The sequence below is a fragment of the Pseudoxanthomonas sp. 3HH-4 genome (assembly GCF_006716465.1).
In the GTDB taxonomy this organism is placed as follows: Bacteria; Pseudomonadota; Gammaproteobacteria; order Xanthomonadales; family Xanthomonadaceae; genus Pseudoxanthomonas_A.
In genome coordinates this window covers 378,899-393,488 of the sequence record NZ_VFPB01000003.1, presented here as the reverse complement: position 1 = coordinate 393,488, position 14,590 = coordinate 378,899, and the positions used below count along the sequence as shown (strand labels likewise).

At 68.0% G+C, this 14,590-nt stretch carries 11 protein-coding genes; 4 read left to right on the top strand and 7 right to left on the bottom strand.

Going from position 1 to position 14,590, the window contains the following annotated elements; all coding sequences use genetic code 11:
- Position 1: 1 nt before the first annotated feature.
- Genes imuA through FB548_RS11740 form a run of 4 tightly spaced genes read left to right on the top strand, consistent with a single transcriptional unit; the run spans position 2 to position 5,899 of the window.
- Positions 2 to 628 carry a translesion DNA synthesis-associated protein ImuA gene (imuA, locus tag FB548_RS11755; RefSeq protein WP_142124964.1) on the top strand — a complete coding sequence of 209 codons (627 nt, stop codon included), beginning with the start codon at positions 2 to 4 and terminating at the stop codon, positions 626 to 628.
- Positions 629 to 637: 9 nt separating this feature from the next.
- Positions 638 to 2,056 carry a DNA polymerase Y family protein gene (locus FB548_RS11750; protein ID WP_142124963.1) on the top strand — a complete coding sequence of 473 codons (1,419 nt, stop codon included), beginning with the start codon at positions 638 to 640 and terminating at the stop codon, positions 2,054 to 2,056.
- The gene (locus tag FB548_RS11745) at positions 2,053 to 5,298 is read left to right on the top strand and encodes an error-prone DNA polymerase (protein WP_304654062.1); all 3,246 of its coding nucleotides are present in this window, start codon (positions 2,053 to 2,055) and stop codon (positions 5,296 to 5,298) included. Before FB548_RS11750 ends, FB548_RS11745 begins: the two co-directional genes overlap by 4 nt.
- 25 nt (positions 5,299 to 5,323) lie before the next feature.
- A complete protein-coding gene (locus FB548_RS11740) occupies positions 5,324 to 5,899 on the top strand; it encodes an alpha-ketoglutarate-dependent dioxygenase AlkB (RefSeq protein ID WP_142124962.1) in 576 nt (191 codons plus the stop codon).
- 199 nt (positions 5,900 to 6,098) lie between these two features.
- Here FB548_RS11740 and flgL read toward each other — a convergent pair whose 3' ends face one another.
- The 7 genes from flgL to FB548_RS11705 all read right to left on the bottom strand — a co-directional run bounded on the left by flgL (position 6,099) and on the right by FB548_RS11705 (position 14,500).
- Positions 6,099 to 7,301, bottom strand: coding sequence for a flagellar hook-associated protein FlgL (gene flgL / locus FB548_RS11735; protein WP_142124961.1), 1,203 nt, complete (start codon positions 7,299 to 7,301; stop codon positions 6,099 to 6,101).
- The gene (gene flgK, locus FB548_RS11730; protein ID WP_142124960.1) at positions 7,298 to 9,178 is read right to left on the bottom strand and encodes a flagellar hook-associated protein FlgK; all 1,881 of its coding nucleotides are present in this window, start codon (positions 9,176 to 9,178) and stop codon (positions 7,298 to 7,300) included. The genes flgL and flgK overlap by 4 nt, the downstream gene beginning before the upstream one ends.
- 14 nt (positions 9,179 to 9,192) lie before the next feature.
- Positions 9,193 to 10,257, bottom strand: coding sequence for a flagellar assembly peptidoglycan hydrolase FlgJ (gene flgJ, locus FB548_RS11725; protein WP_142124959.1), 1,065 nt, complete (start codon positions 10,255 to 10,257; stop codon positions 9,193 to 9,195).
- A gap of 1 nt (position 10,258) precedes the next feature.
- Positions 10,259 to 11,440, bottom strand: a complete 1,182-nt coding sequence (locus FB548_RS11720) for a flagellar basal body P-ring protein FlgI (RefSeq protein ID WP_142124958.1) — start codon at positions 11,438 to 11,440, stop codon at positions 10,259 to 10,261.
- 8 nt (positions 11,441 to 11,448) lie between these two features.
- The gene (gene flgH / locus FB548_RS11715; protein ID WP_142124957.1) at positions 11,449 to 12,135 is read right to left on the bottom strand and encodes a flagellar basal body L-ring protein FlgH; all 687 of its coding nucleotides are present in this window, start codon (positions 12,133 to 12,135) and stop codon (positions 11,449 to 11,451) included.
- 22 nt (positions 12,136 to 12,157) lie between these two features.
- Positions 12,158 to 12,943 carry a flagellar basal-body rod protein FlgG gene (gene flgG / locus FB548_RS11710; RefSeq protein ID WP_142124956.1) on the bottom strand — a complete coding sequence of 262 codons (786 nt, stop codon included), beginning with the start codon at positions 12,941 to 12,943 and terminating at the stop codon, positions 12,158 to 12,160.
- A gap of 804 nt (positions 12,944 to 13,747) precedes the next feature.
- A complete protein-coding gene (locus tag FB548_RS11705; protein ID WP_142124955.1) occupies positions 13,748 to 14,500 on the bottom strand; it encodes a flagellar basal body rod protein FlgF in 753 nt (250 codons plus the stop codon).
- Positions 14,501 to 14,590 lie beyond the last annotated feature (90 nt).

Here is a 14,590-nt window from a genome sequence, read left to right as displayed (position 1 = left end):
CATGGGTGCGGTCGTCGCCCTCGACACGATGCTGGCCGCACGCACGCTGTGGCACGCGGGCCGCAGCGCAGCCATCGCTGCCGATGGCGAACCCACCGGCCACGCCGCGCTCGATGCGCTGCTGCCGCAGGGCGGCTGGCCCCGGCGTGCGCTGACCGAACTGCTGCTGCCCGCCGACGGCGTGGGCGAACTGGCACTGTTGCTGCCCACGCTGGCGCGGCTCACGCAGGCGGGGAATCCGGTGGCGGTGATCGCGCCGCCGTATATACCGTATGCGCCCGCGTGGCAGGCGGCCGGCGTGGATCTGGCACTGCTGGACATCGTGGAAGCCTCACCGCGCGACGCGCTGTGGGCGTTCGAACAATGCCTGCGCAGCGGCGCCTGCGCTGCCGTGCTGGGGTGGCCGGTGCAGGCGGATGGGCCTGCATTGCGTCGCCTGCAGGTGGCTGCCGACAGCGGCGAGTGCCTGGGCTTCGCGCTGCGCGACCGCCGCCATGCGGCCAATCCGTCGGCGGCCGCGTTGCGCGTGGAGGCCACCCGTGATGCGCAGGGCGGCACGCACTGGCAGGTGCGCAAATGCCGCGGCGGCCCGGCACCCGCGCAGTCGTTCGCGCTGGTCGCGCATTGAGGCGCGCGCATGCTTTGGGCCTGTGTACTGCTGCCACAGCTGGCGCTGGACGCCGTCCTCCGGCGTTTGCCTGATCCCGACGCGCCGCTGGCGCTGGTCGGTGGCGCCGCGCAACTGCGCACCCTGCATGCCGTGAATGCGTCGGCCGCGCAGGCGGGCCTGCGGGCCGGCATGCGCCTGACCGCCGCGCACGCGCTGCTGCCGGACTTCGCGATGGTCGAACACGATCCGCCGGCCGAAGCGCGCTGGCAGCGTTTCCTCGCCGCGTGGGCCTACCGCCACAGTTCGCTGGTCAGTGCGCAGTGGCCGGGTTGCCTAGTGCTGGAAGTGCGCGCCAGCTTCCGCCTGCTCGGACCGTGGCCGCGCATCGAGGCGCGCTTGCGCGAGGAACTGGGCCTGTTGGGCTTCCAGCATCGCCTCGCGCTGGCGCCCACGCCGCGCGCGGCGCATGTGTTCGCCGGCCTGCGCGACGGCCTGGCGGTGATGCAGCCCGCGGCCATGGCGGAGATGCTGGACCGCGTGCCGGTGCGCCGCGCACGCCTGCCGGACGACGCCGGCGAACGCCTGCACCGCATGGGCATCCGCGACCTGCGCACACTGCGCGGCCTGCCGCGCGACAGCCTGCGCCGCCGCTTCGGCCTGCCGGTGCTGGAGCACCTCGACCGCCTGTACGGGCAGGCCGACGACCCGCTGGTGTACTACGCACCGCCGGATCACTTCGATGCGTGCATCGAACTCGGCTACGAAGTCGAGAACCACATGGCGCTGCTGTTCCCGCTGCGCCGGCTGATCGGCGACCTGTCCACCTACCTGTCCATCCGCGACGGCGGCGTGCAGCGCTTCGTGCTGCGGCTGGAGCATGAGGAAGGCCATACCGATGTCGAGGTGGGCCTGCTGGCCGCCGAACGCGAACCGGCGATGCTGTTCGAGCTGACCCGCAACCGGCTGGAGCGCGTGCAGATCGAACACCCGGTCGTCGGCGTGCGCCTGCTGGCACGCGAGCTGCCGCCGTTCGTGCCGGCGGCGCGCGACCTGTTCGATACACGATCGCAGCAGCAACTGCCGTGGCCGCAGTTACGTGAACGCCTGCGTGCGCGCCTGGGCGACGAGGCCGTGCATCGCGTGGCGCCTGCGGGCGATCCGCGCCCGGAACGCGCGTGGCGTCGCATGCAGGGCGATGGTGGCCGGATCGAGCAGGCGCCCGTGCGTCCGCCACGCCCGACCTGGCTGCTGCCGCAGCCGGTGCCGCTTCGTGATCCGCATCCGCGCATCGTCTCCGGCCCGGAGCGGCTGGAAAGCGGCTGGTGGGACGGCGAGGACGCGCGCCGCGATTACTACGTGCTGGAAACCTCGCAGGGCCAGCGCGCCTGGGCCTTCGCGCCGCCCGGCGAGCAGGGCGGCTGGATGCTGCATGGGTGGTTCGCGTGAGCCGCGATGAGGAGCGCGGCGACTACCCGGGCGCGCACGTGCCGCGCGCCTGGGAAACCGCGCAACGGCTGCGGACGCATGCGGCGGCCAATGACGACGCGCCCGACGACGACGGCCTGCCGGCCTATGCCGAACTGCACTGCCTGTCGGATTTCTCCTTCCTGCGTGGTGCCTCCAGCGCGGAAGACCTGTTCGTCCGCGCGAAGCACTGCGGCTACGAAGCCCTGGCGATCACCGACGAGTGCTCACTGGCCGGCATCGTGCGCGGGCTGGAGGCGTCGCGCGCCACCGGGCTGAAGTTGATCGTCGGCAGCGAATTCACCCTGAAGTGCGGGTTGAAATGCGTGCTGCTGGTGGAAAACCTCGTGGGCTACACGCGGCTGTGCGAGCTGATCACCACCGCACGTCGCGCCGCCCCCAAGGGCACCTACACGCTGACACGACAGGACATGGTGCAGGTGCTGGGCGAGGGCGATCCGGAGGCCGGCGGACTGTTCGCACTGTGGCTGCCGGCGCGCGCGCCGGACGAAGCGCAAGGACGCTGGCTGCAGCAGGTGTTCGGCGGACGCGCGCAGCTGGCGGTGGAACTGCACCGCGAGCAGGACGATGCCGCGCGCCTGCAGCAGCTGCTTGATCTGTCGGCGCGGCTGTCGATGGTGGCCCTGGCCGCCGGCGACGTGCACATGGACGTGCGCCGGCAACGGGTGCTGCAGGACACGATGACGGCGATCCGCCATACGTTGCCGCTGGCCGAGTGCGGCGGGCATCTGTTCCGCAACGGCGAACGCCATCTGCGTACTCGCCGGGCGTTGGGAAACATCCACCCACATGCGTTACTCGAGGGGGCAGCAGCGCTGGCGCGGCGCTGCACGTTCTCGATGGACGAGGTGCGCTATCGCTATCCGGCCGAACTGGTGCCGGACGGGCACACGCCGGCCAGCTGGCTGCGCGCGCTGACCGAGCGGGGCATGCGGGAACGCTGGAAGGACGGCGCGCCGCCCGCCATCGTCGCGCAGATCGACGACGAGCTCGCCCTCATCGCCAAGCTCAACTACGAGGCGTTCTTCCTGACGGTCGAAGACATCGTCCGCTTCGCCAGGTCGAAGGACATTCTGTGCCAAGGCCGTGGCTCCTCGGCCAATTCGGCGGTCTGCTTCGCACTGGGCATCACCGTGGTGAATCCCGCCGAAAGCCGGTTGCTGATGGCGCGCTTCCTGTCCGAGGAACGTGGCGAACCGCCGGACATCGACGTCGACTTCGAACACGCGCGCCGCGAGGAAGTGCTGCAGTACGTCTACGGCAAGTATGGCCGCCGCCGCGCGGCGCTGGCCGCCACCGTCATCCGCTACCGCGGCAAGAGCGCGGTTCGCGACGTAGCCAAGGCCTTCGGATTGCCACCGGACCAGATCGCGCTGCTGGCCGAGTGCTATGGCTGGGGCAATGGCGAGACGCCGATGGAACAGCGCCTGCGCGAAGCCGGCTTCGATCCGGAGAATCCGCTGATCCATCGCGTGCTGGCGGTGACCACCCAGCTGCGCGGACATCCACGCCATCTCTCCCAGCATGTCGGCGGCTTCGTCATCAACGACGGGCCGTTGTCCGAGGTCGTGCCGGTGGAGAACGCCGCGATGGAAGACCGCACCATCATCCAGTGGGACAAGGACGACCTGGAGACGATGAAGTTGCTGAAGGTCGATTGCCTGGCCCTCGGCATGCTGACTTGCATCCAGAAGGCCGTGGACCTGGTAGCGAAACATCGCGGTTACACGATCGACCTGGCGCACCAGCCGCCCGCAGGAGACGAACCTACCTACGCCATGATCCAGGCCGCCGACACCGTCGGCGTGTTCCAGATCGAGTCGCGCGCGCAGATGAGCATGCTGCCGCGGTTGAAGCCGAAGAATTTCTACGACCTGGTGATCGAAGTGGCCATCGTGCGGCCCGGCCCCATCCAGGGCGGCATGGTGCATCCGTATTTGCGGCGAAGGCAGGGCAAGGAACCGGTGACGTATCCCTCGGATGGCATCGAAGCCATTCTCGGCAACACGCTGGGCATCCCGTTGTTCCAGGAACAGGTGATGGAACTGGTGATCCATGCCGGCTACACGCCTTCGGAGGCCGATGGCCTGCGTCGTTCGATGGCGGCGTGGGGCCGGGGCGGGGACATGGCGCCGCATCGCGACAAGATCCGTCGGTTGATGGAAGAGAAGAATTATTCATCCGACTTCATCGACCAGATCTTCGAGCAGATCAAGGGCTTCGGTTCCTATGGTTTCCCGCAGAGCCATGCGGCGTCGTTCGCCAAGCTGGTCTACATCAGCTGCTGGCTGAAGCGGCACGAGCCGGCGGCCTTCGTTTGCGCACTGCTCAACGCGCAGCCGATGGGGTTCTATTCGGCCAGCCAGATCGTGCAGGACGCACGGCGAGGGCACGGCGGGCGGGTCGGCATCGAGGTGCGTCCGGTCGACGTGACCTGCAGCGACTGGGACAACACGCTGGAAGGCGGGCATGCGCGTGTCGGGTTGGATGATGGCGGGCAAGCCGCGCTGCGGCTGGGGATGCGCCAGGTGATTGGTCTGTCCGAGGGGACGGCGAACGCGATCGTCGCTGCCCGGGCGCAGCGGCCGTTCGCCGACGTGCGCGACCTCTGCCTGCGCGCAAACCTCGACGAAAAGGCCCGGCATGCGCTGGCGGAAGCCGGCGCGCTGCAGGCGCTGACCGGCCATCGCCATGCGGCGCGCTGGGCGGTGGCCGGCGTCGAACGCCAGCGACCGCTGTTGCCGGGAAGTCCCGACGAAGACGACATCGTGTTGCCCGCGCCGAATCCGGTCGAAGACGTGCTGTCGGATTACCGCGTCACCGGACTGACGCTGGGCGTGCATCCGCTGGCGTTGCTGCGAGAGCGCCTGCGCCAGCAGCGCGTGGTCGATTCGCGCCAGCTGCAGGAGCTGCCGCACGGACGTGGTGTGCATGTGGCCGGCATCGTCACCCAACGCCAGCGGCCCGGTACGGCCAGCGGCGTCATCTTCGTCACCCTGGAAGACGAACATGGCGTGGTCAATGTGGTGGTCTGGGCACGCATCGCCGAACGCCGGCGCAAGGCCCTGCTGGGGGCGCGCCTGCTGGGGGTGCGGGGTCGCTGGGAACATGTCGATGGCGTGCGCCACCTGATTGCCCACGACCTGCACGACTTCAGTCATCTGCTTGGCGAGCTGCACACCAGCTCGCGCGATTTCCACTGAGCTCCTTGTGCGCGCCTTGCCCGCCATGATCGATGACCTGTTTGCGCCTGCGGTGGTGCAACTGGTGGACGATGCCGAAGGCGGTATCCGCTACTGGCCGGATGCCGTCGACGCCGCGACGGCGCAGCGTTGGTTCGACCTGCTGCATGCGCGCGCGGCGTGGACGCACCTGCAACGCCCGATGTACGACCGCATCGTCGACGTGCCCCGTCTGCTGGCGAACTACGCCGTGGAAACCCTGCCGACCGACCTGCCGCTGGCGCAGCTGCTGGCCTGCGTGCAGGCGAGGGCGCCCGCACCGTACTCGCGCATCGGCATGAACCTCTACCGCGACGGCCACGACAGTGTCGCCATGCATGGCGACAAGCTGCATACCGTGGTGGCGGGCCATCCAATCACCCTGGTGTCACTGGGTGCGCCACGGCGGATGCTGATCCGCGCCCGCGAAGGCCGCCGCGAGACGCTGGCGGTGGATCTGGCGCCGGGCAGCGTGCTGTCGATGAGCCATGCCTCGCAGAGGACGCATGAACATGGCATCCCGAAGACGCGACGTGCGCAGGGGCCGCGGATCAGCGTGGTGTTCCGGGTGCGGCCGGCTTGAGGGAAACTCCTGTAGGAGCGACGTAAGTCGCGACCGCGTAGGGTCGTGGCCAGGAACGCGTCTGCAGCACGCTCGCACTGGGGGTCATAGCTCGTCGAGCGTGCGGTCGCGCCTTACGTCGCTCCTACAGGAAGGCAAAAGAACGCCGCGAGGGAGCGCGGCGTGAGGGCAAGGACTGCAGGAAAGGAAAGGTATGCCGTCAGCCCATCAGCTTGAACAACGACAGAGACTGCATCTGCATGAAGACCGTCTGAGCAGCCTGCAGGGCGGTGTTTTCCATCTGGTAGCGGCCGATGGCTTCGGCCCAGTCCAGGTCGCGCAGCGTGGACAGCGTGCCCTGCAACGTGACGTTGTTCGCCTCGCGGAGCGCGGCGGCGTCGTCGATAGCGGATAGTTGGGCGCCGCCGCTGGCGCGCGCGTCGATCATCCTGCTCTGTGCGGTGGCGATATCGCGCATGGCCGCCTGCAGGCTGTTCTGCATGACGGCACGCTGGGTGTCGGTGGTGGGGCTGGTCTCCAGTGTGTCGATCAGGCCCTGCATCGTGGCGAAGATGTCGCGCGAGCCGGCCGGCCCCAGCGTGAAGCTGTCGCCATTGGCGGGCTGGCCGTCGATCTTCATCTGCACGCCGGCAAAGGCGATGCTCTCGCCCTTGGCGTAGGCACCTGTGGCGACCACCGCGCCGCCGCCATCGACCACCTGATAGGTATTGCCGGCGCCGAAGCTGAGCGTGTAGGTGTCACCGTCCCAGGCCGTGGAATCAGTCACGCTGAAGCCCATCAGCAGGCCGGTGCCGGTGTTGCCGCCGGCCGGTTGACCGTCGATGCGGCCATCGCCGGTGCGCAGGCGCAGGAATACCTCGCTGCCGGGCAGTGTGTCGGTGACGAACATGTCCGGCGCCACTTCCACCTGCCGCTGGGTCTGGTCGCCGCTGTAGATCATGTTGCCGCCGGAGATCGCAAACGGTGCGCTGCCGTCGCTGGTGCCGCCGAACAGGTAACGGCCGGCGCCGTCGGTGCTGTTGGCCAGGTCCAGCAGGCCGGCGTAGATCGATTTCAGTTCAGTGCTGATCGCCTGCCGACTGTCGTCGCCCATGGCCGCATTGTTGGCCTGGATAACGAGCTCGTTGACGCGCGCCATCGCATCGCCAACCTGGGTCAGCGCGTTCTCCTGCAGGCCCAGGCGGTTCTGCACGGCGCTGGCATTCATGCCGAAGCGTTCGAGTTCGGCCACCGCACGGTCCAGTCCCACGGCGGTGCCGGCGGCGACCGGATCGTCCTTGGCGGTGACCAGGCGCTGTCCGCTGGAGAGCTGTTGCTGGGTATGCGCCAGCTTCGCCTGCTTGGCCAGCATCGTGTTGATCGACTGCTGGTACATCATCCCGGTGGAGATGCGGTAGTTCATCGGCGAGTGGCTCCCAGCAGCGCCTGGAACAGGGTATCGGCGGTGGCGATGATCTGCGACGCGGCCTGGTATGCCTGCTGCAGGCGCATCAGGTCGGCGGCCTCTTCGTCAAGGTTGACGCCGGAAATCGCATCGCGCGCAGCCTGGGCCTGGTCATGGATGACCTGCTGCGCCTGCGCGGAATAGTCCGCCTGGCGTGCCGCCGAGCCGACCTGCGTGGTGAGCCCGCCGATGGCGCCATTGAGCGTCAGCGTGCCGCCGTTGAGCGCGCGCGCATCGTCCAGGTTCGACAGCAGCTTGGCATTGCCGTTGTCGCTGGAGTTGGCGCCGGTCGGGCCCACGCTGAAGGTGTCGCCTGCGGCAGGCGCACCATCCAATACCAGGCTCCAGCCATTCGACGCGATGGTCTGCCCTGGTGTGTAGGGAAACGGGCCGGTGCCGTTGATGGTGTATTGCGTGGCGTCGATGAACTCGATGTCCACCGGCGCCAGCAGGCCTGCGTTGGCCGCGTCGGTCACCTTCAGTCCGCTCAGCTTGCCGCTGCCGGTGTTGGCCATGTCGGTCGTGGCCTTGACCGGCGTGGCGGCGGCGATGCGGCCGGGATCGGTAATCGCCACGCCCAGGTTGCCGGCCGCGCCCGCGGTGGGTTGCAGCAGGAAACGGTCATTGGTGGCCGGCGTGCCGGAAGCCAGCACGATCTCCACGCCGTTCACCACCAGCGGATCGGCCGCGGTACCCGTGCCCGTGGTCGCGATGGTGGCGCTGCTCTCCGGATGTGTCGCCACCCATGCGCTGCCGTCGAAGCGCAGCAACACATTCTGCGCATTGAGCGCGGAGACGCTCCCGACCGACGTCTGGAGGACGGCATTGCCGGTGTTGCCGGCGTTCGATGAGATACGCGGCGCGGGCAGGCTGAAGAAATCGCTTCCCAGCTGGCCGTACTGGTCCATGCCGGCGCGATGCCCTTCGTTGAAGGTTTGCGCCAGCGAGGTGGCCACGCGCCCCAGTTCGGCCACGGCCGGGTCAAGCACCGTGGTACGGAACTCGATCAGTCCACCGATCTGGCCGCCAAGCGCGCGCTTGTCCAGGGTGATGCGCTGGCCATTGGTTTCCAGCGCCACCTGCAGGCGCTCGGGACGATACGCATCGGGCACGGTGACCAGCGTGCTGGCGCTCGCACCGACCACCAGGGGTTGCCCACCGGCGCTGAACACGTTGACCAGTCCGCCGTCCTGCGTCACTGCGTTGCCGCCGGTGAAGGCGACCAGTTCGCTGATCAGCTGGTCGCGACGGTCGAGCAGGTCGCCGGAGGGATTCGTATTGCCGCCGATCTGGCCGTTGAGCTGGGCGATCTCCTTCGCCAGGCGGTTCACTTCGCCCGTGGCGGCGGTCAGGCCCGCATTGACTTCGGTATCCAAGCCGTCGAGATGCTGGTCGATCTGGCGGAAGCGGGTGACCAGCGCATTCGCCTGCGCCAGCACGCTTTCGCGGTCGGCGGAGCCGGCGGCGTTGGAGGACAGCGCGCTGACCGAATCGAAGAAACTGGACCACGGCGCACTGATGCCGGTCGCCTTCTCGGAGAACAGCTGGTCGAGCCGGGTGGAGAGGACCGACAACTGCTGCAGGCGCGAGAGTTCGCCGCCACTGTCGAGCAGGCGCGAGGTGGCCAGCGAGTCGGCCATGCGGCGCACGTCGACGATCTGCACGCCGTTGCCCTGGTAGCCCTGGCCGAAGAAGGTGCCGTCGCGCGCTTCGAATTCGGCCCGCTGGCGCGAGTAGCCCGGCGTGTTGATGTTGGCGACGTTGTGGCTGACCGTGGACAGGGCGCGCTGGAAAGCGAGGAGGGCGCTGCTGCCGGTGGCGAGAAGGTTGGACATGCGTGCTCCCTGGATCAGCGCTGCAGTGCGTTGCCGATGGCATTGCCGACGAGGCCGCCGATCTTGCCGCCGACGGTGTCGCCGATCGCCGACAACACCTTGCCCAGCGTGGGCCCGTTGGCGATCGAGGCGATCTTGTTGGCGTAGGTGGGATCGGTGGCGTAGCCGGCGCGTTGCAGGCCGCGGGCGAAGCCGGCGATGTCCTTGCCCGCCGCGAGCGCCTGCTGGTAGCGCGGGTTGTTCTTCAGCAGGCGAACGTAGTCGGCGAAGCTTTCGGCGGGCGAAGCGTACGCACGGAAGTCAGCGGTCTCGCTGTGTTTCACGCCGTTGCTGTACTCGTGCGTGGCGGTGCGGGCACGCTCGCCCTTCCAGCCGGTGGCCTTGATGCCGAACAGGTTGTGCGCGCTGTCGCCGTCGCCGGTCCTGATCTGGCGCTTGCCCCAGCCGGTTTCCAGCGCGGCCTGCGCGACCAGGGCGCGCGGATCCACGCCCAGTTCCTTCGCGGCCTGCTTGGCGTGGTCCCAGATCTCGGCGACGAAGCGCTCCGGTGTGTTGCGAGCGTATTTCGACGGGTCGGCCGATGCCACGCTCTCGACCTCGTCGCAGGCCGCATCGGGACGCACGGTGATGGTGTCCAGCGTGATCGTGGCCGGCATGCCGGCATCGTTGCGCACGGTGCCGCTGCCGATGCCGCGGCCAGCGATGGCGTCGAGCATGGAGTCCGCCGCTTCGGCCGTGGGCATCATGCGGCGATACGCCGACAGGGCGGTGTTGGTCGCCACAGGTGCCGGGGTGTCGGTGGCACCCAGCTGGCGCGCGATCATCGGCGCCAGTCCCAGCCCGCGTCCCTGCGACATCGCGGTGGCGATCTGCTGGTCGTACATGTCGCGGAACACCTGGTTTTCACCCGGGAAGAGCGAATCCCCGAAGCCTGCCTCGCGCATGCACTTGATCATCATCTGTGCGAACTGGCCCTCCAGCTTCCGCGCGACATCGTGGATGCGGGCGTTGTCGGGCTTGCCGCTGGCGTCGGCCAGCGGCAGGGGAGAATTCAGTGCGCCGATAGGCGTGCTGGTCATGTCAGATCACCTCGAGCTCTGCCCGCAGGGCACCGGCCTGCTTCAGGGCTTCCAGGATCGCGATGAGGTCGCCGGGCGCGGCACCGACTTCGTTCACCGCGCGGACGATTTCGTCCAGCGATGTGCCGCCCTCGAACTTGAACATCCGGTTGCCTTCCTGGCTGATGGAGACGGTCGATTCGGGTGTCACCACCGTATTGCCGCCACGCGAGAATTCATTCGGCTGGCTGACATTGGCCGATTCGGTGATGGTCACCGTCAGCGAGCCATGCGTCACCGCCGCCGGCATCACCTGCACCTGCGCGCCGATCACCACGGTGCCGGTGCGCGCGTTGACGATCACCTTGGCCGGCGCACTGCCGGGAGTGAGTTCCAGGTTCTCGAGCTGTGCGAGGAAGTTGATGCGACGGGACATGTCGGCCGGCGCACGTACGGCGACCGTGACGGCATCCAGCGCATAGGCATTGCCGACGCCGAAGTTCTGTTCCAGCGCCGCGACCATGCGCGAGACCGTAGTGAAATCGGCGCGGTGCAGGTTGAGGGTGATGGTACCGTCACCGCTGTCGAGCGCATTCGGTATCGCGCGTTCGACCGTGGCGCCATTCGGAATGCGGCCGACGCTGGGGATGTTGACCGACACGCGTGAACCGTCCTTGCCCTGCGCGCCGAAGCCACCGACCACCAGGTTGCCCTGGGCGATGGCGTAGACCTCGCCATCGGCACCGCGCAAGGGTGCCATCAGCAGGCTGCCGCCGCGCAGGGAAGTGGCGTTACCGATGGACGACACGGTGATGTCGATGGGCTGGCCCGGCTTGGCGAAGGCGGGCAGGTCGGCGTGGATCGCCACGGCGGCCACGTTCTTCAGCTGCGGATTGACGTTGGCCGGCACGTTGACGCCCAGTTCGCCCAGCATGTTCTTCAGGCTCTGCACGGTGAAGGGCGCCTGGCTGGTGCGGTCGCCGCTGCCATCCAGGCCCACGACCAGGCCGTAGCCGACCAGCGGATTGCTGCGCACGCCACCGACCTGGGCCAGGTCCTTGATGCGTTCGGCACGCGCGGCGGGGGCCAGGCAGAGCAGCACCAGCCCGATCCACGCCAGCAGCCCCAGCAGCGTATAGGTGTCGATGCGACGCGGTTTCTTCGCGGGCGTCGGCGCTGCGTGGTGGGAGTCGTTGGTGTCCATCACGGCGCTCAGTTGGGGAAGATCGGGGAGTTGAAGAAGCGGCCCAGCCAGCCCATCGAATTGGACTGCGCGATCGCACCGCGGCCGCCATAGGCGATACGGGCGTCGGCAACCTTGCCCGAGGAAATGGTGTTGTCCGGGTTGATGTCGGCGGGGCGCACGATGCCCTGGATCTGCACCAGCTCGTCGCCCTGGTTGAGGCGCATGTTCTTCTGCCCCTGCACGACCAGGTTGCCGTTGGGCAGGCGCTGGATCACGGTGACCGTCACGCTGCCCTGCAGCTTGTTGCTCTGCGCGCTGTTGCCGGCGCCGTTGAAGCCACGCTCGCCGTTGACCGATGCGCTGAGGATGTCGCGTCCGTTCCAGGTAACGGGCGCACCGGCGATGTTCGGTGCGGCCATGCTGATCTCGCTGCTCTTGTCCACCGAGGTGGTGGCCGAGGTCTGCGCGGTGGTGTTCTCCACCAGGTTGATCGTCAGCAGGTCGCCGACGTCGCGGGCGCGGCGGTCGGCATAGAGATTCAGTCCGGGGCCGGCGCGGTAGATGGAGCCGGCGGTGGCCGGCGCCTGCGCGGCGACGATGGGCTGGATGGGCTGCATCGGCGCGTACGGGCGCACGTCGCCGTAGTAGCGTGCGCAGCCCGGCAGCAGCATCAGCGCGCAGGCGAGGGTGGTGGCGGACGTGGAGCGCTTCATGGCGGTTCCCGGTATGCGTGGATCAGACGTTGTTGTTGAGGTAGCCCAACATCGAGTCGGTGGTGGAGATGGCCTTGGCGTTCATTTCGTAGGCGCGCTGGGTTTCGATCATGCTGACCAGCTCCTCCACGACGTTGACGTTGGAGCCTTCCAGCGAGCCCTGTACGACGCTGCCCAAGCCGTTGAGGCCGGGCGTGCCGTTCTGCGCGGGGCCGGAAGCGGTGGTCTCGACGTAGAGGTTTTCGCCCTTGGCCTGCAGGCCGGACGGATTGACGAAGTCGGTGAGCGTGAGCGAGCCGATCTCCAGCGCCTGCGCTTGACCGGCCATGGTTACGCTGACGGTGCCGTCGTTGCCGATGGTCATCGACTGCGCACCCTCGGGCACCTGGATGCCGGGTTGCACGGGGTAGCCGCTGTTGGTGACCAGTTCGCCCTGTGCATTGATCTGGAACGAGCCGTCGCGCGTGTAAGCCGGTGAACCGTCGGGCAGCAGCACTTCGAAGAAACCGCGACCGTTGACCATGACGTCCAGCGAGCGGCCGGTCTGCTGCGGGTTGCCCTGCTGGAAGTCCTTGGAGGTGGATACGACGCGGACGCCGGTGCCGAGCTGTAGGCCGGACGGCAGCTGCGTCTGCGAGGACGTGGAGCCGCCGGGCTGGCGCACCTGCTGGTAGAGCAGGTCTTCGAAGCTGGCGCGGTCGCGCTTGAAGCCGGTGGTGTTGGTGTTCGCCAGGTTGTTGGAGACCACGGACATGCGCGTCTGCTGCGCGTCCAGTCCGGTCTTGGCGACCCAGAGGGCCTGGTTCATGGCGTGGTTCCTCGCTGGTGGAAGGGGTGGGGCCGCGTGGTGCGGTTCCTCGCCTCCTCTCAAGCAAGTCCTGTGCCGGAATGGGCGCCGTAAGTCCGGCGCGGGCGTCGGAGCCTGTGCGGCGGAAAGATGGCGGACGGCGGGGCCGGAGAGTCCACTTGCTCGGCGGCATGGCGCCGCTGGCCGCGGGGGCCCTACTTTTCTTTGCTTTTGCAAAGAAAAGTAGGCAAAAGAAACACACCCCGGCGGTCCGCCCGCCGCTGCGCGGCGGGTGCGCAGTCACGACGGGGATTTTCGGACGGGGCCTCCTGCCCCGGCCGAAAACGGCGCACGTCCTGTGCGCCGCCCCTGCGGGGTTTTACCCGCCGTGACTGCCGGACCTAAGGGGCCCCAAGAGCCGCACCCGACGGATCGGCGCGCGTCTTTGCTGTTGATGTTGCCTTCGGGTCCCCATGAGGCGCGGCGAGTGGGCAGGGTAAAACCCGAAGGGCGCCGTCATGGATGACGGCGTTTCCGTATGGCACCTGGATGTGCCTTACGGAAATTCCCGGCCCGCTCGCGGACCCGGAGCGAAGCGGAGGGCGCGCCGCCTTGGGTGTGCTTTCTTTGCTTACTTTCTTTGCACAAGCAAAGAAAGTAAGGCCCCGCGGCGAGCGGCACCATGCATCGACAAAAGAAGGCCCAACCCGACAGACCATGAAACCCAGTCGTCGCGGGCGTCGTACCAGAAAGATGTGCAGGGATACAGGCTTCGTTGCCCCTCACCCCAACCCCTCTCCCGGCGGGAGAGGGGCTCAAGAAGCATCAGCCACCGAGGCGCAGCAACTGGTTCGACGATTGCGCCATCTCATCGCCCGTCCGGATCACCTTCACCTGCATCTCGAACTGCCGCTGCAACTGGATCATCTGCACCAGCGCACCGGCCGCATCCACATTGCTGCCTTCCAGCACGCCCATCGTCAGGCTGTTGCCGTTGGCGACGGGCAATGCGGGCGCCTGCGGGTCCGATGGACGCATCAGCCCGTCGCCGCCGCGGGCCAGCTGCGACTGCGCCCCCTCGACGATGCGCATGCGGCCGACGATCGCCATGGTCTGCGGACCTTCGCCCTGCGGGATGATCGATACCGTACCGTCGGCGCCGATGTCGATCGACTGTGCCGGCGGTATCGCAATGGGATTGCCGTTGTCGTCCAGCACTGCGCGGCCGCCCGCGGTGACCAGCTGGCCGTTCGGGGTGACGTTGAGCTCGCCGTTGCGCGTGTACGCGGTGCCACCGTCGGCGGCCTGTACCGCCATCCAGCGGTTCGGCTGCAGCGAAACGTCCAGCGAACGACCGGTGACCATCTGCGAGCCGGTGCGCCCGTCGAAACCAGGGTCGATCAGCATCGCGTCCACGCGTGAAGGAAAGCCCTGTCCCTGGATCTTGAACGCCTCGGTGCCGGCCAGCGCCGCCTTGAAGCCCTTCGTGTCCACATTAGCCAGATTGTGCGACACGGTGCCCTGTGCCTGCAGCGAGGCGCGGGCGCCGGTCATCGCGACGTAGAGGGCTTTGTCCATGGAAGGCTCGTGATGGGTGGGTGGTGATTGGTGATTGGTGAATCGTGATTGGTAAGGGCTGGAGCGGGATCTGTCGCGGGTGCTGACGGT

Bases quoted from the DNA above. Each gene is read 5' to 3' on its own strand.
- flgK (WP_142124960.1), bottom strand. From the start codon at position 9,178: ATGTCCAACCTTCTCGCCACCGGCAGCAGCGCCCTCCTCGCTTTCCAG.
- FB548_RS11705 (WP_142124955.1), bottom strand. From the start codon at position 14,500: ATGGACAAAGCCCTCTACGTCGCGATGACCGGCGCCCGCGCCTCGCTG.
- flgJ (WP_142124959.1), bottom strand. From the start codon at position 10,257: ATGACCAGCACGCCTATCGGCGCACTGAATTCTCCCCTGCCGCTGGCC.
- FB548_RS11720 (WP_142124958.1), bottom strand. From the start codon at position 11,440: ATGGACACCAACGACTCCCACCACGCAGCGCCGACGCCCGCGAAGAAA.
- imuA (WP_142124964.1), top strand. From the start codon at position 2: ATGGGTGCGGTCGTCGCCCTCGACACGATGCTGGCCGCACGCACGCTG.
- flgG (WP_142124956.1), bottom strand. From the start codon at position 12,943: ATGAACCAGGCCCTCTGGGTCGCCAAGACCGGACTGGACGCGCAGCAG.
- flgH (WP_142124957.1), bottom strand. From the start codon at position 12,135: ATGAAGCGCTCCACGTCCGCCACCACCCTCGCCTGCGCGCTGATGCTG.
- FB548_RS11750 (WP_142124963.1), top strand. From the start codon at position 638: ATGCTTTGGGCCTGTGTACTGCTGCCACAGCTGGCGCTGGACGCCGTC.
- FB548_RS11740 (WP_142124962.1), top strand. From the start codon at position 5,324: ATGATCGATGACCTGTTTGCGCCTGCGGTGGTGCAACTGGTGGACGAT.
- flgL (WP_142124961.1), bottom strand. From the start codon at position 7,301: ATGAACTACCGCATCTCCACCGGGATGATGTACCAGCAGTCGATCAAC.